Annotated in this window: 6 protein-coding genes; all 6 read right to left on the bottom strand. The window is 47.1% G+C overall.

Annotation, left to right across the window (positions count from 1 at the left end; translation table 11 throughout):
• Positions 1–78 precede the first annotated feature (78 nt).
• The 6 genes from QUB30_RS02880 to QUB30_RS02855 are packed head-to-tail and all read right to left on the bottom strand — an operon-like array spanning position 79 to position 18,788.
• Positions 79–5,703, bottom strand: a complete 5,625-nt coding sequence (locus tag QUB30_RS02880) for an amino acid adenylation domain-containing protein (protein ID WP_333328785.1) — start codon at positions 5,701–5,703, stop codon at positions 79–81.
• Positions 5,703–11,723 (bottom strand): SDR family oxidoreductase, encoded by a 6,021-nt coding sequence (locus QUB30_RS02875; RefSeq protein ID WP_333328782.1) that lies wholly within the window; start codon positions 11,721–11,723, stop codon positions 5,703–5,705. Before QUB30_RS02875 ends, QUB30_RS02880 begins: the two co-directional genes overlap by 1 nt.
• A gap of 21 nt (positions 11,724–11,744) precedes the next feature.
• Positions 11,745–14,996, bottom strand: a complete 3,252-nt coding sequence (locus tag QUB30_RS02870; protein ID WP_333328779.1) for an amino acid adenylation domain-containing protein — start codon at positions 14,994–14,996, stop codon at positions 11,745–11,747.
• Between the two features lie 29 nt (positions 14,997–15,025).
• Complete coding sequence (locus QUB30_RS02865) at positions 15,026–16,069, bottom strand: TauD/TfdA family dioxygenase (protein ID WP_333328776.1); 1,044 nt, start codon at positions 16,067–16,069, stop codon at positions 15,026–15,028.
• A gap of 11 nt (positions 16,070–16,080) precedes the next feature.
• The gene (locus tag QUB30_RS02860; RefSeq protein WP_333328773.1) at positions 16,081–17,658 is read right to left on the bottom strand and encodes a condensation domain-containing protein; all 1,578 of its coding nucleotides are present in this window, start codon (positions 17,656–17,658) and stop codon (positions 16,081–16,083) included.
• Positions 17,659–17,717: 59 nt separating this feature from the next.
• Complete coding sequence (locus tag QUB30_RS02855; RefSeq protein ID WP_333328770.1) at positions 17,718–18,788, bottom strand: HAD-IIIC family phosphatase; 1,071 nt, start codon at positions 18,786–18,788, stop codon at positions 17,718–17,720.
• Positions 18,789–18,792: the final 4 nt, after the last annotated feature.

Below are 18,792 nucleotides of genomic sequence, written 5' to 3'. Positions count from 1 at the left end.
CCAGGTAACAGCTTAGCGATATCCTAAATTTTATTTAAAAAAAGGACTCATAGAGTTTCTAGTTTTTTCCATTTGACATTAGATGTTTTGGCTGCAAATCATTTCTCCCATTGCTACTAAAATTTTGCGATCGCCCGCGTAAGGATTCCGACCGTGTGCTGCTAGCATATTGTCCAGCATCAGCACATCTCCTTGCTGCCAAGGAAAACTGATTTTAGCTTTCTCATAAACGGCTCCAACTTCTTCCATGACAGAATCTTCAATGGGAGAACCGTCTCCGTAATAAACATTCCGCGGCAGATTTTGCTCGCCAAATACTGACAGCATTGATTGGCGGCTATCTAAGTCTAGACAGGAGATGTGGTGTAACTGAAGCTGATTAAAAAATACCCACTCTCCGGTTTTAGGATGCTTAGCGATCGCTGCTCGCAATTTGCGAGTTTTTAAGCTATTATCTTCCCGCCACTCAAAGTCAATATCTGCTTGCCGACAATAATCTTCAACCTCTTTTTTATCATTGGTACGAAAGAACTCTTGCCAACTGACATCTAAACCTTCAGTGTAGTTGCGGACATACATTAATTGCTTTTGCTCAAATCTTTCTCGCAACTTCGGATCGAGAAGTTGGTACATTTGCCGACAGTCAACAATTGGTGTTTCTCCGCCTGCTTGAGCGGGTTGTACGCAGAAAAACCAAATTTTTAGCGGCCATCGGTGTAAGTGGGAACTTTCATTATGAAACAAAATTGCGCGATCGGACGGATAAGGAGTAGAACCGTAAACTTTACCACTAGCAACTTGCCGAGGTAAATCGCCATATTCGCTAAACAACTCTGGGCAAATCGCTAAAGCAAGGTTTTCAAAGTCTACTACTGACTTAATATGAAAGCCTCGAAACAGAATTGCTCCGTGTTTTAACAATTTTGTTTCAATAAGTTCCCGCTCGTTTTTAGCCCAGTCAGCTAAGTCCAGTTCAGGGACATCAGGTTGAATGACTAAGGGAAATGTTTGCCCGGGATTGAGGTAATCAGTTTTGATTAATTGTCCTTGGGGCAAACTTGTAGCCTTGGGTTTAGCCTGAAGAAATTTTTTGAACTTAGTCTCCTCGCGTTTAACTGTTTCCGCAAGTTGTTTTTCCTTTTCAGTGTTCATAGGTATTTCCAGGGTATCGATTCCGGCGTCAGGCTGCCCGACAATGCTATTCAGCAGCGCTTCTAAATTGTTTGACAAGTGAGCGATCGCTTGAGAGGAAAAAATCTCGGGATTATATTTCCATTTAGCGACAACTCCTTGCTTTGTTTCCTCCATAAATAAAACCAAATCAAACTTTGCTTTTCCGGTGTCAAACTCTAAGGGAGTCAAGGTTAGGTCGGAAAATTCCCAAGCCGGCATCGGGGTATTTTGGAGGACAAATAATACTTGAAATAGCGGCGTTGTGCTCGCAGTGCGATCGGGTCGCACAGCTTCTACTAACTTGGCGAAGGGTAAGTCTTGATGAGCATAAGCATCTAAAGCAACTTGGCGCACCCGTCGCAACAATTCCCGAAAACTAGGGTTGCCTGAGAAGCTGGTACGCAAAACTAAGAGGTTGACAAAAAAACCGATTAGCGGTTCAGTTTCAGCTCGGTTGCGATTAGCAACATCCGTGCCAACTACAATATCATCTTGATTTGTGTAGCGGTACAATAGCGTCTGAAAAGCAGCCAACAGCGTCATAAATAAAGTGACTTCCTCTTGTCTGCTCAAGGCCTTGAGTTTTTCAGATAATTTGGCGGGAAGTACGAAGGAATCGCCTGTATTTTTTTCTGGCAAATTCGGCAATTTTGTTGCTATCGTTTTGAGGTTCAAAACAGGAGGAGCGCCGGCTAACTGTTGCTGCCAATAAGACAACTGAGTTTGCAATACTTCTCCCTGCAGCCATCGGTGCTGCCAGTCGGCAAAGTCGGCGTACTGGATCGGAAGTTCCGGTAACGGCGAAGGTTTATTGTTAGAAAAGGCTTCATAAAGCGTCGCTATTTCTCGGAGGAGTACGCCAGCAGACCAACCATCGGAAATAATGTGGTGCATTGCGAACAGTACCACATATTCGGCTGCGCTTAATTTCAGCAATGTTGCTCGCAATAGTGGGCCTTGGGCTAAGTCAAAAGGCTGCTGAGCTTCAACTTCTGCTAGTCGCAAAACTTCAGCGTTTCGCTGTGTTTCGGGGAGATTTTGCAAGTCGAGTACAGGTAACTTTAAGGTCAAAGTTGGGGCAATGATTGCGATGGGTTTGCCATCTATGGCTGTAAAGGTAGTTCGCAAGATTTCGTGACGCTGCACGATTTCGTTGAGAGATTGTAAGAGTACCGCCACGCTGAGGTTGCCGGCGATACGCACCGCTGCAGGAATGTTGTAAGTGGCGCTGTTGGGTTCCAATTGATCCAAGAACCACAGCCGTTGTTGAGCAAAGGAGAGGGGTAGATGGCGATCGCGCGAAACCCTTTCAATCGGCAGGATTTCCAAGCCAGCTTTTGCTTTCAGTGCCGCCTCAATCCGATCGCTCAACGAAGCAACAGTCGGCGACTCAAACAGCCAGCGCATCGCGACATCCACCTGAAAAGCCGATCGCAGGCGAGAGATGACTTGGGTAGCCAGCAGTGAATGGCCGCCCAACTCGAAAAAGCTATCGTATATGCCCAGTTGGTCTAATCCTAAAATGTCCAGCCAGATAGCCGCTAACACTTCTTCTACAGGGGTGCGGGGCGCGACAAAAGCTTTTTCTAACTCAGGTCTAGCTGTATCGGGCGCTGGTAGGGCACGGCGGTCAACTTTACCGTTGGGTGTCAGGGGTAAGGTAGACAGCATTACGAAAGTCGAGGGTATGGTGTATTCTGGCAGTTTCTGTTTGAGAAAGTTCCGCAGTTCGGTAACGGTAGGCGGACGTTTGTAGTCAGGGACGATGTAAGCAACTAAGCGCTTGTTGCCGGCTTCGTCTTCTCTCGCTAAAACTGCGATCGCACTTACTCCTGGATGTTGGTTCAAAACTGCTTCAATTTCTGCCAACTCAATGCGGAAGCCTCGGATTTTCACCTGATGGTCAAGCCGGCCCAGATATTCAATGTTACCGTCGGGTCTGTAGCGAACGAGATCGCCGGTTTTGTAGAGAAAGTTTTGAGTTGCAGCTTCTTTTAATTCAGAACTCAAAACTGAGAACTCATAACTTTCAGTAAAAGGGTGAGGAATGAATTTTTCAGCAGTTAGATCGGGACGGTTGAGGTAGCCGCGCGCTAGTCCGTCACCACCGATGTGCAGTTCGCCTGCAACACCGATGGGGACGGGTTGGAGATGGCGATCGAGAATATAAACTTGGGTATTGGCGATCGCGCGTCCAATCGAAATCGGTTTATCCTCAGAGTCAATCGGTTGAATCATCGACCAAATTGTGGTTTCTGTAGGGCCGTACAAATTCCACACAGCAGAGCCTTTTTGGTACAATTGACCGGCCAATTTCTGAGAGAGAGCTTCACCGCCACAGAGGATTTTTAATTGTTTGTTACCTTGCCATCCAGCGTCATGCAACATCTGCCAAGTCGCCGGCGTTGCTTGCATAAAAGTAGCGCCAGATTTAACCAGTTGTTCTGCTAAAAGAGTTCCTGAAGCAGCGACTTCCCGGCTGGCTACAACGGTGGAAGCGCCTGTAATAATTGGTAAGAAAAGTTCTAAGGCTGCAATGTCAAAAGACAAAGTAGTGACGGATAGAAGAATATCTCGCTCTGTCACTTCCAAAGAATGGCGCATCGAAGTGAGAAAGTTGACGACAGCGCGGTGCGGAATTTGAACGCCTTTGGGCTTACCAGTCGAGCCGGAAGTATAGATTGTGTAAGCCAAGTGAGAAGAATTCGCCTCGCTAAACGAATTCAAATCGTTCTCACAAGCGAAAGTTTCCCAGTCAGCGTCTAGATACACGATCGCCAAAGGTAAGATTTCAGTCAAATTAGTAAATTCGGCTAACTGCTTCTGAGTCAGCAACACTTTAACTTGAGCGTCTTCTAGCATGAAAGCTAGGCGCTCTTGGGGATAGGCGGGATCTAAGGGAACGTAAGCACCGCCGGCTTTGAGAACGCCCAGCACTGCTACTAACATTGAGAGCGATCGCTCCACGCAGATGCCGACAAGTACATCGGGGCCAACACCCAATTTTCGCAAGCGGTGCGCTAACTGATTCGATCGCCGATTTAGTTCTTTGTAACTGAGGCGATCCTCTTCAAAGATTACCGCAGTTGCATCGGGCGATCGCTCCACCTGTTCCTCAAACAGTTGGTGGATGCACTTATCTTTCGGGTAATCTTTGTGAGTGTTATTCCATTCCACCAACTGTTGATGCAATTCTGCTGCTGTCAACAGCGGAATCTCCGCTAAGCGCTGATTTTGATTAGCGGCCATACCTTCGAGCAAAGTCTGAAAATGCCCTAGCATCCGAGCGATCGCAGCAGCATCAAAGCGGCGGGTATCGTAGGCAATCTCCAGCTTTAACTGCGAACCTGGCTCTACCAAAACCGTCAGCGGATAGTTCGTTTTTTCATAAGTCCGATAATTGCTAGCCCCAATGCTTTCGCTCAATTGCCATTTTGAAGCATCCATCGGATAGTTATTAAAAACTAGAATGCTCTCAAATAAAGGCTGACCGCTAGGAATCTCGCTCACTTGATGGATTTGTACCAGCGTACTGTATTCGTACTGTCGCGCCTCTACTTGTTGAGATTGAAGTTGCTTCAACCACGCCACAACAGAAAGATCCGGAAGCACTTGCACTCGCAGCGGTAGCGCATTCAGGAACAAGCCCACCATCGATTCTACCCCCGCCAGTTCCGCCGGCCGGCCAGAGGTTGCCACTCCAAAAACAACATCTTCCTCACCGCTGTAGCGACTCAAAAGCAGCGCCCAAGCGCCCTGGACGACGGCGTTTAAGGTAAGCTGATGCTGTCGCGCGAGGGATTGTAAGGCTGCTGTCGCACTTGCTGACAGGGAGATCCGCTGTTTATCATCTTCGCCCACCTCGGGCAAGCTGTCGGAATCTCGATCGGCTATCAGCGGCGTGGGTGCAGCGAATCCTTTGAGCTTTTGGCGCCAGAATATCTCAGTTTTAGAGAAGTCTTGCTCCTGTAACCAAGCAATATACTCTCTATAAGGTCGGGGTTGTTCCAAGTTTAAATCCCGATTTTGGGAGAAAGCTTGATAGAAAGCGTGAACTTCTTTCCAAAGCAAAGACCAAGACCAGCCATCAAGCAGGATGTGATGGTGGCTGCGGACAAATTGATAGGTATCGTCAGCCAGCCGAATTAAAGCTAAACGCATGAGCGGTGCTTGGGAAAGTTCAAAACCCCGATCGCGATCGCTTTGCAAGAAAACTTCTAGCCGCTGTTGTTGCTCGATCGCCGATAGTTCCCGCCAGTCTTGCTGGGCGATCGGCAAATCAACTTGTCGGTACACTACTTGATACGGGCGATCGAGATCCTGCCAATAAAAAGCAGTCCGCAAAATCGGATGCCTTTCTACAACTTTCTGCCAAGCGCTCAAAAAGGCGGCAATATCAAGATTGCCTTGTAAAGTGCAGCTTAGCTGCTCGAAATACACCCCCGAATTTGGGGCAGCAAGCGTGTGGAAAAGCAGGCCGTGCTGCATCGGTGAAAGTTCGTAAATATCTTCAATATTTTCGCCGTTCATTAATAATTCCTCCGATCGAGTTGAGTGACTTGAGCAAGTAACTTACTAAAATCTTTTTGGCTGATTCTGGCTGCGGGAAAATCTGAAGGAGTGTAGCCGCCGACATCTTTTGACTGGCAGCCGGCGATGAGTTCCCGTGCAGCTTCCAGAAAAGCCTCAGCCAAGTTCAGGACTGTATCGCGCTGATGTACGTTCTCGCTGTACGTCCACTCCAGGCGCATTTGACCGCCAGTAACAAAGGCGGATATCTGTAGGAGGTGGGGGCGAGTACCGCGCGGACTGCGATCGCCAACCTTAAACTCGCGGTTAAGCTTAAACAAAGAAGAGGTCGGCAAACTATCTTCAAATTGACCGAGATAAAGGAAAACTACTTCCGCTTGGGGAAGCGCTGCCAATTTCGAGGTGATTGCCAAATCCCCGCTCAAGTAGCGCAGCGCCCCGCAGCCAATGCCCTCATTGGGAATCCGCCGCAGTTCCTCCTTAACCGCCTTCAGCGTCTCTCCCGGACTGTCAGATTCCCGTAACTCCAAAACTACCGGAGAAATAGTAGTAAACCAACCCACAGTCCGCGATAAATCAACGCCTTCAAAAATTACCTCCCGCCCGCGCCCTTCCAAATCGAGCAGCAGCGACGGTACGCCTGTCCATCGGGCAAAAGCCTTTACCACAGCAGCAAGCAGCACGTCTTGAACCTGAGCGCGGTAAACTGTCGGCACCTCCTGCAAAAGTGCCTGAGTCTCTGCGGCGCCCAGCACAGCCGACACGGTTTGAGCCGATGCTACAGTATTCGCGCCATCGGCATAGTCCACCGGCAAAGGTAATACCTGAGAGCGGTCTGCTAGCCAGTAGTCCAACTCTCCTTGTAATTTTTCTGACTGAACCCAGTTTTTTAATTGTTCTGCCCATTGTTTGAAGGCAGTTGTCTTAGGTGGAAGGTGAACCGATTTACCGTGCGCGAGTTGGTGATAAGCCGTTTGGAAGTCTTCGAGCAAAATCCGCCAAGATGCAGCATCTATGGCTAGATGGTGGATAACAATTAGCAGGAGATGAGGCCGATTCCTACCTCGATCGAACAAACCAACCCGTACCAGCGGTCCGGTTGTCAAATTTAAGCTGGCTTGCAATTCTGCGGAGGCTGCCTCCAGAGCTAATTTTTGGTCACTTTCTGACAGCGCCGACAGATCCCGCCGCGTCAATTTCACAACTAAATCATCAGCGCAACTGATTTGTTGCCAACCTGATTTAGAAGGCGTAAATCTCAGGCGCAGGGCATCATGGTGGATTGACAATTGCTGGAAAGTCTGCTCTAACAAGCTGGGATCGAGAGGTTGGATCGCTTCCAACAAAACTGACTGATTCCAGTGATGCGGATCGGGCTGGTTTTGTCCGAAGAACCAGTGCTGAATCGGTGTCAGAGGGAGCGCTCCAGTCACTAAACCTTGTTCGGCTTGACTAATATTTGTGCCGGCGACTGCTGCTAACTCCGCGATCGTTTGGCGCTCAAAAATTAGTTTGCTACTCAGTTGAATACCAGCTTTACTCGCTCTAGCAATCAACTGAATGCTGAGAACTGAATCCCCGCCCAAGTCAAAAAAGTTATCGTCGATGCCTACTTCTTCAATACCAAGCAATTGTTGCCAGATTTCTGCAAGTATTTGCTCAATTTGATTTCTGGGAGCAACATAACTATTGCTCAGTTGAGGTCGCGGGTGCGTTGGCTGAGAGCGGCGAGAATTCTCTACTTTTTCTAGGAAACTAGACACTGTAGATGCAGCATTTTCGTACTCAATTCGTGCGTGAAAGTCTTCCGGCGATACTATTACTTGAGGCAGAGAGTTTCCAAGTATGCGACTGAAGGCATCAACACCTTCCTCAGATGACATTCCTTCTTTTAAGGCTGTTTCTGGTTGGAGATTAAGTCGGCGCAATGTGTCTACTGACATCCCCACTTCTCGCCAAGTCCCCCAGTTAATCGATACGGTGAACGTACCATTTCTGGAATTATTTTTGTGAGCGACAGCATCCAGAAAAGCATTGGCCGCGCAATAGTCTACCCGTCCCGGGCCGCCTAAAAGCGATCGGCATGACGAACAGAGTACAAAAAAGTCTAGCTGGCTCTCTTTGAAGATTGCCTCTAGCACTTGGGTTCCTTTGATTTTGGATGCAAAACTATTGGCTACCATTTCTGGGGTTTGCCGTTGAATTAATCCGCCGCCGGCAATTCCTGCTGCATGAATTACACCGTGAATATTGCCAAAATGCTCGACCGCTTGTGCGATCGCCGCCCGCATTTCTCCTTCATTAGCTATATCGGCGCTGCCAACAAAAACTTCTGCACCTAATTCTTCTAATGCCTGAATTTTGCGGATTTTGCAGCTAATCTTATCCTCATCGCTGTGAGCAATCAGCCATTGCTCCCACTCTTCTCGATCGGGAATATTAGAACGCCCTATCAAAATTAGTTTTGCCCGTACCGCCTCAGCGAGATATTCTGCCAGCACCCCGCCAATCCCTCCAAGTCCGCCCAATATTAGATAAACTCCTCCTTCCCTCAACCGCGTTTTCCCAACATTTGCTTCCTCTAAGCGGACTGCTTCAAATGTCTGCAGCCAGCGATGTTTGCCCCGGTAAGCAATACACAAATCAGGGGATTTTGCAATAATTTCAGCGAAAATTTGGTCTGTTAGTTTCTCTTCGGGCGCAGTTTTGGGAGTAGGAGGAATAACAATATCAACGGTGCGGCAAGTGATATTAGGGTATTCTTGGGGAATAACTTTGCACGGCCCTAAAACAGTGACTTGTTCGGGAAATAATTCCTCATCTCCGGTCACGTCGTGTATGTTACTTGTGACGACTAAGAGATCGACAGGATTGCTAATCTCGTGTTTTTCTAAAGCTTGTGCTAGGAATAGCAGGCTGTAAAAACCTATATTTTGAGTTGCTTCCGTTCGCGTTTGCTCGTAAGGCGCGAGGCTCCAAAAATGGGCAATATGCCAAGAGTGTTTGGCGATCGCATTTGGGATCTGATGCTGCGCCTGGATTTCTGCAACTAAAGTGTCGTAGTCCTCCCGCTGTTGGGGATTAATTGCGTAGGCCCGATCGCCCAAAATAGCAAACTTTTTGCCAGCAGTTACAGTAATGACATTTTTGCCCTGAAGTTGCAAGCGTTTCACCACTTCGGCTGCGATCGCCCAAGCATCAATAAAAACTAGCCAGCACGACTCTTGTTCTGCTTCCGACGCCATAGATAGCCCCTTTTCAGGGAGAGGAGAACGCTTCCAAGAAGGCAGATAAAACCAATCTGCAAGATCCGGTTTTTTCTCTAAGTTAGTTTGAATATCGCTGGCATTTCCGCCTTTCAAATGAGGTTCGATCCAGTAACGCTGACGCTCAAACGGATAAGTCGGTAGGGGGATGCGGAAGCGCTGTTCGCGGGCATAAAAACTCGGCCAGTCAATCTCAACTCCTGTTAGCCAAAGCCGCCCCAGCGCCTTCAGCAAGAATGCGATATCTGATTGTTGCTCGTTTGGGTGGCGCATTGAAGTCACGATCGCGCGCTCGCGATCGCCAACCTGATGCCGTTTAGCGAAGGTACTCAAAACCCTGCCCGGCCCGACTTCCAGCAGAATTCGCCCTGACTCTTGCAGCAGTTCGGCAATGCCATCACTAAAGCGCACTGTTTGCCGCAGATGCCTCACCCAATAATTCGGATCGGTGGCTTCTGCATCTGCGATCCAAGTGCCGGTGACGTTGGAAATAAAAGGAATCTGGGGCGGTGTCAGTTTGACTTTTTTTACTTCCTCTGCAAACAGTTCCAAAATCGGATCGGTCATCTGGGAATGAAAGGCATGAGAGGTATGCAAGCGCCGATAGTCTAAACCTCGCTCTGCTAAACGATTTTCTAGGGCATTTACAGCGCTGAACGAACCTGACACCACGCAGGAAGACGGTGCATTGCTGGCAGCCAGAGATAGTTCTGCATTCAGTAGCGATCGCACTTCGGCTTCTGGAAGCAAAACGGAGATCATTGCACCAGCGGGTAGTTGCTGCATCAGCCGGCCTCGAATTGCTACCAGTTCCAATGCTGCTTCTAGGGAAAAGACACCGGCAAGACAGGCAGCTACATACTCGCCGATGCTGTGACCGATCGCAGCCACTGGCCGCACGCCCCACGCCATCCACAATTGAGCCAAGGCGTATTCAATAACAAACAAAGCCGGCTGAGCAAGATAAGTTTGTTTAAGCTGTTCCGCAGCCGTTTCCGCTTCTGCTTCACTGGGATAAAGCAGCGATCGCAAATCGAAATCGAGGTGAGGTTTGAGCAGTTGCGAACACCGATCGACTTGCTCGCGAAATATCGGTTCGGTTTGATAAAGTTCCCGACCCATGTTGATATACTGAGATCCTTGACCGGGAAACATAAACGCGATCGCGGGGTTGCACGGTTCTTGGTAGTGGGTCAAAACTTGTTGCGGTTCCAGGGTTTCCAGCGTTTTCACTGCACCGCTGAGGTTCTGGCAAATAGCAATTCGGCGGTGGTTAAAAGTGCGCCGGCCAACTTGTAGGGTGTAAGCGACATCAGCGAGAGTGCGATCGGGCTTTTGTTTGAGGTACAAAGTGAGATTGGCTGTAGCCGCATCCAGTGCGGATGCTGTTTTGGCAGACAGTAACAACAACTGCCAAGGGCGGGAAACTTCCGATACTTCGACTGTTGGCGCTTCTTTGAGAATAACGTGAGCATTTGTGCCACCAATGCCGAAGGAACTGACACCCGCAAGGCGCGATCGATCTGCTTTCCACTCGGACAGGGAACTGTTGACGTAGAAGGGGCTGTTGGCGAAATCAATTTCGGGATTGGGCTGCTGGAAATGCAAGCTGGGTGGTATCAGCTTGTGTTTGAGAGCTAAAACCGTCTTAATTAACCCGGCAACGCCTGCTGCTGCGCCTAGATGCCCGATATTGGTTTTGACTGAACCGATCGCGCAAAAGCCTTTTTTGTTGGTACGAAGTGAGAACGCTTGCGTGAGAGCGGCGATTTCCACTGGATCGCCTAAAGCAGTGCCGGTGCCGTGAGCTTCGATGTAACTGATTGTTTCAGGATCGATGCCTGCTATGGCTTGAGCTTCTGCGATCGCTTTCGCTTGACCCTCAACGCTAGGGGCCGTGTAACCAATTTTTAAAGCTCCGTCATTATTGATGGCAGAACCGAGGATGGTTGCATGAATGCGATCGCCATCTTCTAAAGCATCCTTTAATCGCTTTAAAACTACAATTCCGACACCGCTACCGCCAACAGTTCCTCTAGCTTGAGCATCAAAAGCTCGGCAATGTCCGTCGGGAGATAAAATCCCCCCTTCTTGATATAAATAGCCTGCTTTCTGCGGTACAGAAACGGAAACGCCGCCGGCCAATACCATATCGCATTCGCCAAACAGCAAGCTTTGGCAAGCTAAGTGGACTGCAACTAATGAAGTGGAACAAGCAGTTTGAATGGTGATGCCTGAGCCTTGGAGGTTAAGTTTATAGGCGGCTCGCGTAGTCAGCAAATCTTGATGATTGCCGAATTTAATTTGGTCGAGTCCGACTGTTGCTAACAAGTCAGGGTTAGCAAAAAGATTGAATAATAAGTAGGTGTTGACACTTGCACCGGCGTAAATACCAATCCGACCTTGATAAGTGTCAGTATTGTAGCCGGCATTTTCCAGAGCTTCCCAAGCAGACTCTAAGAAAATCCGGGATTGCGGGTCCATAATTTCGGCTTCTCTGGGAGAGTAGCCGAAGAATGAAGCATCAAAGGATTCAATGTCTTCGAGTACGGCTGTTGCTTTAACGTAATTGGGATTGTTCAGCAGATTTTTGTCTATATTTTGCAATTCTGCATCTGAAAAAAATGAGATGGACTCAATGCCGTTTTGCAGATTTTGCCAATATTCATCGAGATTTTTGGCTTGGGGGAAACGGCCTGCCATGCCAACAATGGCTATTTCATTAATATTGTCAGTTGCTTCTAAGTTAGTCATTATTTTTGTTTTAATTGCAGATTAACGCAGGTGTTTTCTAGATTGCATTTGTTGTTTGATTAATTGTCTTCGCAAATCGGCTCTGTCTTGGCTTTGCTCGTCGAAAGCAGGCTGTGTGTTTTGGTCTTGATTGAGATATTTAGCGAGAGAGTTGATGGTGGGATATTTGAAGATGTCGGTGATTGAGATAGTGCGGTTAAAGACTCCTTGCAATTTGCTGTAAAGTTGGACGATGAGTAATGAATGACCGCCGAGATCGAAGAAGTTGTCGTGGATGCCAACGCGATCGAGGTGAAGCATTTCTTGCCAGATGGTCGCGATCGCGCGTTCTATTTCTGTCTGGGGTGCGACGTAAGCGGCTGCTAGTTCTGGGCGCAGACAATCGGGAACCGGGAGCGATCGCCGATCGATTTTGCCGTTAGCTGTTAGCGGTAAACTTTTCAACAGCACGAAGGCTGATGGCATCATATATTCGGGCAACCGCTCTCGCAGAAAGCTTTGCAGGTCATTCGCAGCGAGGGATGCAGAGCGATCGCTATCGGGGACGGCGTAAGCGACTAGGCGCTGGTTGCCCGGTTCATCCTCTCTAAGTGAGACGATCGCCTGTCTCACTTGTGGATGTTGGCTCAGCAATGTCTCAATTTCTCCTAATTCGATGCGGAAGCCGCGAATTTTGACTTGGTGGTCAACTCGCCCCAAGAATTCTAGATTGCCGTCGGGTAAGTAGCAGGCTAAGTCGCCGGTTTTATACAACCGCTCTCCGCTGACAAAGGGGTTGGCAATGAAGCGCTCCGCTTGTTCTGCGGGTCGGTTCAGATAGCCCCGCGCTAACCCGCCCCCGCCGATGTATAACTCACCTGGTATACCGATGGGTACGGGTTGGTGATGCCGATCTAGCACGTAGGTGTAGCAGTTGGGCAGCGCGCGTCCCAGGGGAACCGTCTGGGAAGTCGGTCGATTCTGGACTGTAAAGGTTGTTGTGCCTACGGTGGCTTCTGTAGGCCCGTAGTGATTGAGGATGCGACAGTTGGGCGCGTGCTGCTGGATCTGCGAAATCAATTCCCAACTGGCTGCCTCACCGCCGAGAACTAAGCACTGGCGGGGCAGAATTTGCTCGGGAGGGGCAGCGGCGAGAAGGGCGGCGAGGTGGGAAGGTACAATTTTGAGGCAGTCGATCGCATGGCGGTTAAAGTATTCTGCCAGGGCCGCGGGGTCTGTTGTGCGATTGGAGGATACTACGTGCAAGCATCCTCCGCCACATAGAGAGGGAAAGATCGCTGTGTTGCCCAAGTCGGCAGCCAAGGTGGAAACAGTGGCGAAACTAGCGCCCGCTGGCAGTTCTAGTTTTTCCCAAATGCCGTTGAGGTAGTTGAGGAGTTGCCGGTGTTCGACGGCTACGCCTTTGGGTTTGCCGGTGGAACCGGAGGTAAATAGCACATATACTAAGTTTTTGGTTGTTACCTCGCTGTTGGGATTTCGATCGCAAAGCTTTCCAATCGCCTCCCAGTCTGCGTCAAGACAGATTACTTGCGGCGGGCGATCGCTCAAGTTGGCCGCGAGGTGCGTTTGGGTAAGCAACACTGGCGATCGCGCATCCTGCCACCGGAAAGCTAAGCTGGCTGCTGGTAATGCCGTGTCTAGAGGTAAGTAGGCGCCACCGGCTTTGAGGATGGCCAGCAAGCCGACGATCGCATCCAGAGAGCGATCGGTGTAAAGTGCTACCACAACTTCTGGTCCTACGCCCAGCTTTTGCAAGTGATGAGCCAGACAATTAGCTTTTTTGTTTAACTCCTGGTAAGTTAGTTGCTGATTTTCAAAGACAATTGCTATGCGATCGGGTGTTTGTTCTGCCTGTTTTTCAAATAGTTGGTGAATGCACGAGTCCTGTGGGAATTTAGGATTGGAGATTGAAGATTGGTTAAACTCGACTAGAAGTTGGTGGCGATCGCGATCGCTCAAAATTTCTAACTCGCTAATGGCCGTTTCTGGTTCACTAACCGTGCTTTCTAATAAAATCTGAAATTGTCCGGCCAAGCGCGAAATATCTTCGATCGCAAATAAGTTTGAATCGTAGTGGAACTCTGCGGTTATCGAGTCATTTTGGTGAATGCAAGACAGTTTCAATTTGAACGGCTCCAAACAAATGTATCGCTTGTCAATAGAAAAAGATAAGTTTGCCTCAGAAAAATCTGCCTGCTGTTCCTCAAAATCAAAACAAACAGGAAAGAAGCATCCCCGATTTTTCTCGGTTAATTCTGTTACTTGTTCCCAAGTAAAAGACTCTTGCCATTTGAAAGCTTCGCGTACCGACTCGCTAACCTGCTTCAGGTTCTCAGAGAATTTAAGTTTTTCTTCAAAATGACTGTAAACAGGTAAGTATTTGGCAAACAGACCTAAAGCTGACTCCAACTGTTCATAACTCCGGCCCTCGCAATATGTGCCAACAACAATATCTGAGTTGCCAGTGAGCCGCCACAGTAGAACTAGCCAGCAAGTCAGAATAAATACAGAAGTAGAAGTGTTATATTTTTGAGCTATCTTTTCAATTTTACTTACAACTTGATTGTCGAATTTGACTGCAACAAATTCTGGCTTAAATTCTACCTTTACATCATTTTTTTTCTCATTGGGCAATGATAAATCTACAAAGTTTAAAATATTATTTTTGCGCCAATACTCTTTACCTATTTCTGCATCTGCTCCTTCAAAAAGTTCATTTTGCCATTCGGCAATATCTGCATACTGCAAGGGTTGGTCAGATATTTCTTTGCCCTGCAAATGGGTGGCATAAAAACGGCTGATTTCCTGCACAAAATTCTTGACAGTAACCCGATCTGCAACCAAAGCAGGCATCCCAACCAGCAAGAGGTGCAAATCTTGGGAAAGAATAACCAGACAAATATCTAAAACATGACCGTATTGTAAGTCAAAAACCCGACTACTTACTTCAGCAAAAAGTGTCTTAATTTGAGCTGCTTGTGCTTCAGAATCTATACCGCTTAAGTTGTGGCAAACAATCGCCGGCACGCTGTGATTATTAATGATTTGCAGCGGCAGCGCCATTCCCTGTAAACATTGAAAGTTCGTGCGAAGAATTTCATAGTTGCCGACCAGGTTTTGCAAAGCTGCTTCTAAGACTTTTAGATTGAGATTGCCTGCAATTTTAACAGCGAAAGTAGCGCGATAAGGTTGGTTAGATGCAGATTGTTGCAACATCCAAAGGCGCTTCTGCTGAGGTGAAATCCGAAATCCTTCTAAAGACTGTTCTTGCATATTTTTTACTCCATCGATCGGGTTTTATTTTATTGAGCAATAAAAGGTTCTGCCATGCCAACTACAACCTTCCGCAAGCCGGAAAAGGGCATTCGCCCATGGGCAGTTAGCATATTATCTAGCATTAATACATCTCCCTCTTGCCAAGGAAAGATAACTGCTTCCTGCTGATACAAGTCCCGAATTTCATCTAACACAGACTTTTCAATCTCAGACCCATCACCGTAATAGGCATTGCGCGGCAAATATTCCTCTGGAAGGGCTGAAAGCAGTATTTGACTTGTCTCCTGTTCTAAACTCGATACGTGAAATAAATGAGCTTGATTGAACCACACTTTTTCACCAGTTTTAGGATGTGTAGCAACAGCTTGACAGACTTGGCGAGTTCTTAAATAACTGTTATCTTTCCACTCAAATTCAATGCCAGCTTTTCGGCAATAATTTTCTACTTCTAATTTATTGTCTGTCTGAAAAACATTTTGCCATGTTAAGTCGAGTTGAGTGCCATAGTTTCGGACATACATAACCTGCTTTTGTATAAACTTCTCTTTGATTTTTGGATTGAGGCGCTGAAAAATTTTCCGGCTGTCGGCAATGGGTGTTTCTCCACCTGTTTCTGCTGACTTAACGCAGAAAAATCCTATCTTCATCGGCCAACTGCGAGAATAGGCCATTTCGTTGTGCAAAGGAATAGATTGATCTGCTGGATATTCAGTTGAGGTATAGATTTTGCCACTCACTTGACTGCGTGGCGTTGAACGATAGGAATAGTCTAGTAAGTCGCCAGAAATTGCCTTGACTAACTGCTCAAATTCGCTTATTTCTCTAATGTCGAAATCACGAAATAAAATACCGCCGTTTTGACAGAGCCATTTTTCGATTTGTTCTCGATTATTAGTCGCCCAATCAACTAATTTTACACCTTCTACTGCAGGTTGAACTACTAAAGGCAGTGGCTGTCCTGCTTGAAGTAAATCGGTTTTAACTAGCTGAGCATTCGATAGCTTGACTGCTTTTCGCCTAATAGTCGTTAGCTGGCTGTTATTGGTTGCTTTTGACTCTACATTGCTCATGTTTTTGCTGTTTAACTGATTTCTTGAATAGAGTTTGTAACTACCTTGCGCTGGATATTGCCGAGCTTTTGGCGGCGTGTTTCCTGAAACTCTTTTTCTTTAGACAACTGCTGTTGTTTTTCTGCGATCGCCAATGTTTCTGCTAGTGCATTCAACTCAATCTCGGGCTGTTCAACAATTCGAGCGAGCAGAATTTCAAACAAATCTGCCATTCGCGCGATCGTCGCTGGTTCAAACAAGTCTGTTTTGTATTCAAAAAAGCCTTTAATCCCCTCCGGCGTTTCCGTTAAATCCAGCTTTAAATCGTTGCGGGCTTCCCCAATATCGAGTTCTGAGAGAGTCAAAGTCACGCCCGGAAGTTTGAGGGCTGGGACGGGTGAATTTTGGAGCACAAACCAGACTGGAAATAAGAGAGGATGACCGAGATTCCGCTCTGGCTGCATTTCTTGCACTAGCTTTTCAAAGGGTAAATCTTGGTGAGCGTAAGCACCTAAACACAACTCTCGCACTCGCTGCAAAATTTCCCGAAAACTCGGATTACCTGATAAGTTAGTCCGCAAAACTAGCGTATTAACTAAAAATCCAATTAACCCTTCTGTTTCAGCTCGATTCCGATTGGCAATAGGCGAACCGACTACAATATCTTCTTGACCTTTATAGCGGAAAAGTAGGGCTTTAAAAGCCGCTAATAAAGTCATAAACAGTGTGACACCTTCTTGCTGGGATAGTGTTTTAAGCGCCTCAGTCAAAGCTGGAGATAGTGCTAATAATTGTTTGGCACTGCGTGTTGTTTGGGTAGCAGAGCGCGGTCGATCTGTGGGTAATTCTAGGACGGGGGGAGTGCTGCCTAATTGCTGCTTCCAGTAAGCTAGTTGTGTTTCTAAAATTTCCCCTTGCAACCACTGTCGCTGCCAAATTGCAAAATCTGCATATTGGATGGGAAGTTCTGGCAGGGGGGACGGTTGATTTTGAGAAAAAGCATTGTAAAGTGTGGCAATTTCTCGGATCAATACTCCGGCAGACCAACCATCAGAAATAATGTGATGAATGACAAATAGTAGCAGGTGTTCTTGGTCGCCTAATTGTAATAACTTCGCTCGCATTAAGGGGCCAGCAGCTAAGTCAAAAAGCTGTTGACATTCCTCAGTTACTAAGTGTTGAACTTCGCGATCGCGCGCTGTTTCTGGCAACTGTCGCAGGTTCACTACAGGTAGCTTCATTGCTAGCGCTGGGGCGATGTCTTGAACTGGTTTCCCATCCACTATTTTGAAAGTAGTACGCAGGATTTCGTGACGGCGCACGATCTCGTTAAATGTTTGCTCCAAGGCAGTTGCGTCGATCGCACCTGTGAGGCGCACAGATACGGGTATGTTGTAACAAACGCTGTCGGGATCCAACTGGTGAAGAAACCACAGCCGCTGCTGGGCAAAGGATACTGGTACTGGGCCAGCGTTGGAACGGCGAGGAATACTTTGCAATGAGTGCGTTTCTATTTTAAATTTACCGCTCAACCGCTGTTGGAGAAGGGCTTTTTTTGCGGGTGAAAGCTGAGACTGTCGCTGCAAAATTTCGTCTTTTTTACTATTCATGATGCCGTTTTCTAGTAATGGTTATCTGAAAAAGAAGTTACGATAAAAAATGTTGTTCTTCAATCGATGACCTGTACTTTCATATAGTTAGGTGGGGGTTGAATCCGCATGAGATTATTTTCCAAAATCACCAAATCGCCTCTCTTTTCAATTTCCTTAAAACCCGCAAACTTATAAGTGATATACATCATGCGATTTCTCTCAGTTGAAACAAAGTCAGCCAACAAGCGCACGTTTCGATCTTTCGCAAGACTCGTAATATAATTAAGCAAGACTGCGCCTACACCTCTGGACATCACACGACAAGACATTAGCAATAGTTTTAGCGTCCATACACCCTCATCGCATTCCACAAGTGCTAACCCGATTTTTCCATAACTTCCATATTTATCATCCAAGCCTGCAATTAGCAGTTTGTGCTGGTTGGAGAGCCGAAACTGATTGAGTTCGCTGTAAGAGTAGGTGTAACCAGTTGCATTCAGTTGATTTGTCCGTACTGTTAATTCTTCGGCTCGCTGCAAATCCTCTTCTTTTGCATAGGAAATAGTCAAAGTCATGTTGAGTGTGGCTAAAAACTCTTCTTGAGCTCCGACAAATTCTTTCTCGGCATTTTGGCGTTCTATATCGTTAATATACATTAGCCTTCTCAGTTGTGAATCTTCTGTAATAAAACGGGGATTCATTTCCGGCATATCTAGCACGTCGTCTAGTTTTGCTGCATCAATACATAACACTTCTGGCAATGAAAAGTTGACTTCTTCTAGCTCAAACTGCCCATCGTCAATAAAGGCGATCGCGTCGAGACTGATATTGAGCGATTGAGCGATTTCCTTAATAGAAGCAGCCTTGGAGTTCCAGTTGATTTGGGGATATAAAAAATACTCGTCCAATCCCATCTCTCGGAGTTTTGCCATTGCTAAACTGCGTTCATTCTTGCTAGCAATAGATTGTAAAATGCCTCGACTGTCTAAGGTAGTGATGATGCTGATTGCATGGCTGTGCAGGGAAATTTGGTCATTTTCTAAGAGTATACCATTCCACAGGGTATTATCCAGATCCCAAACTACACATTTGATAGTTTTTTGATCTTGTTCTTGGCTCTCTATTCGTTCGGATGTTAGGTTGACCATAGCT

It is taken from the genome of Microcoleus sp. BROC3 (assembly GCF_036702515.1).
Lineage (GTDB): Bacteria > Cyanobacteriota > Cyanobacteriia > Cyanobacteriales > Microcoleaceae > Microcoleus.
The sequence above is the reverse complement of the archived record's forward strand: the minus strand, read 5'-3'. Positions and strand labels throughout refer to the sequence as shown.

Excerpts from the sequence above, each read along its gene's own strand:
- QUB30_RS02880 (WP_333328785.1), bottom strand. The coding sequence starts at position 5,703 with ATGAACGGCGAAAATATTGAAGATATTTACGAACTTTCACCGATGCAG.
- QUB30_RS02875 (WP_333328782.1), bottom strand. The coding sequence starts at position 11,723 with ATGACTAACTTAGAAGCAACTGACAATATTAATGAAATAGCCATTGTT.
- QUB30_RS02870 (WP_333328779.1), bottom strand. The coding sequence starts at position 14,996 with ATGCAAGAACAGTCTTTAGAAGGATTTCGGATTTCACCTCAGCAGAAG.
- QUB30_RS02865 (WP_333328776.1), bottom strand. The coding sequence starts at position 16,069 with ATGAGCAATGTAGAGTCAAAAGCAACCAATAACAGCCAGCTAACGACT.
- QUB30_RS02860 (WP_333328773.1), bottom strand. The coding sequence starts at position 17,658 with ATGAATAGTAAAAAAGACGAAATTTTGCAGCGACAGTCTCAGCTTTCA.
- QUB30_RS02855 (WP_333328770.1), bottom strand. The coding sequence starts at position 18,788 with ATGGTCAACCTAACATCCGAACGAATAGAGAGCCAAGAACAAGATCAA.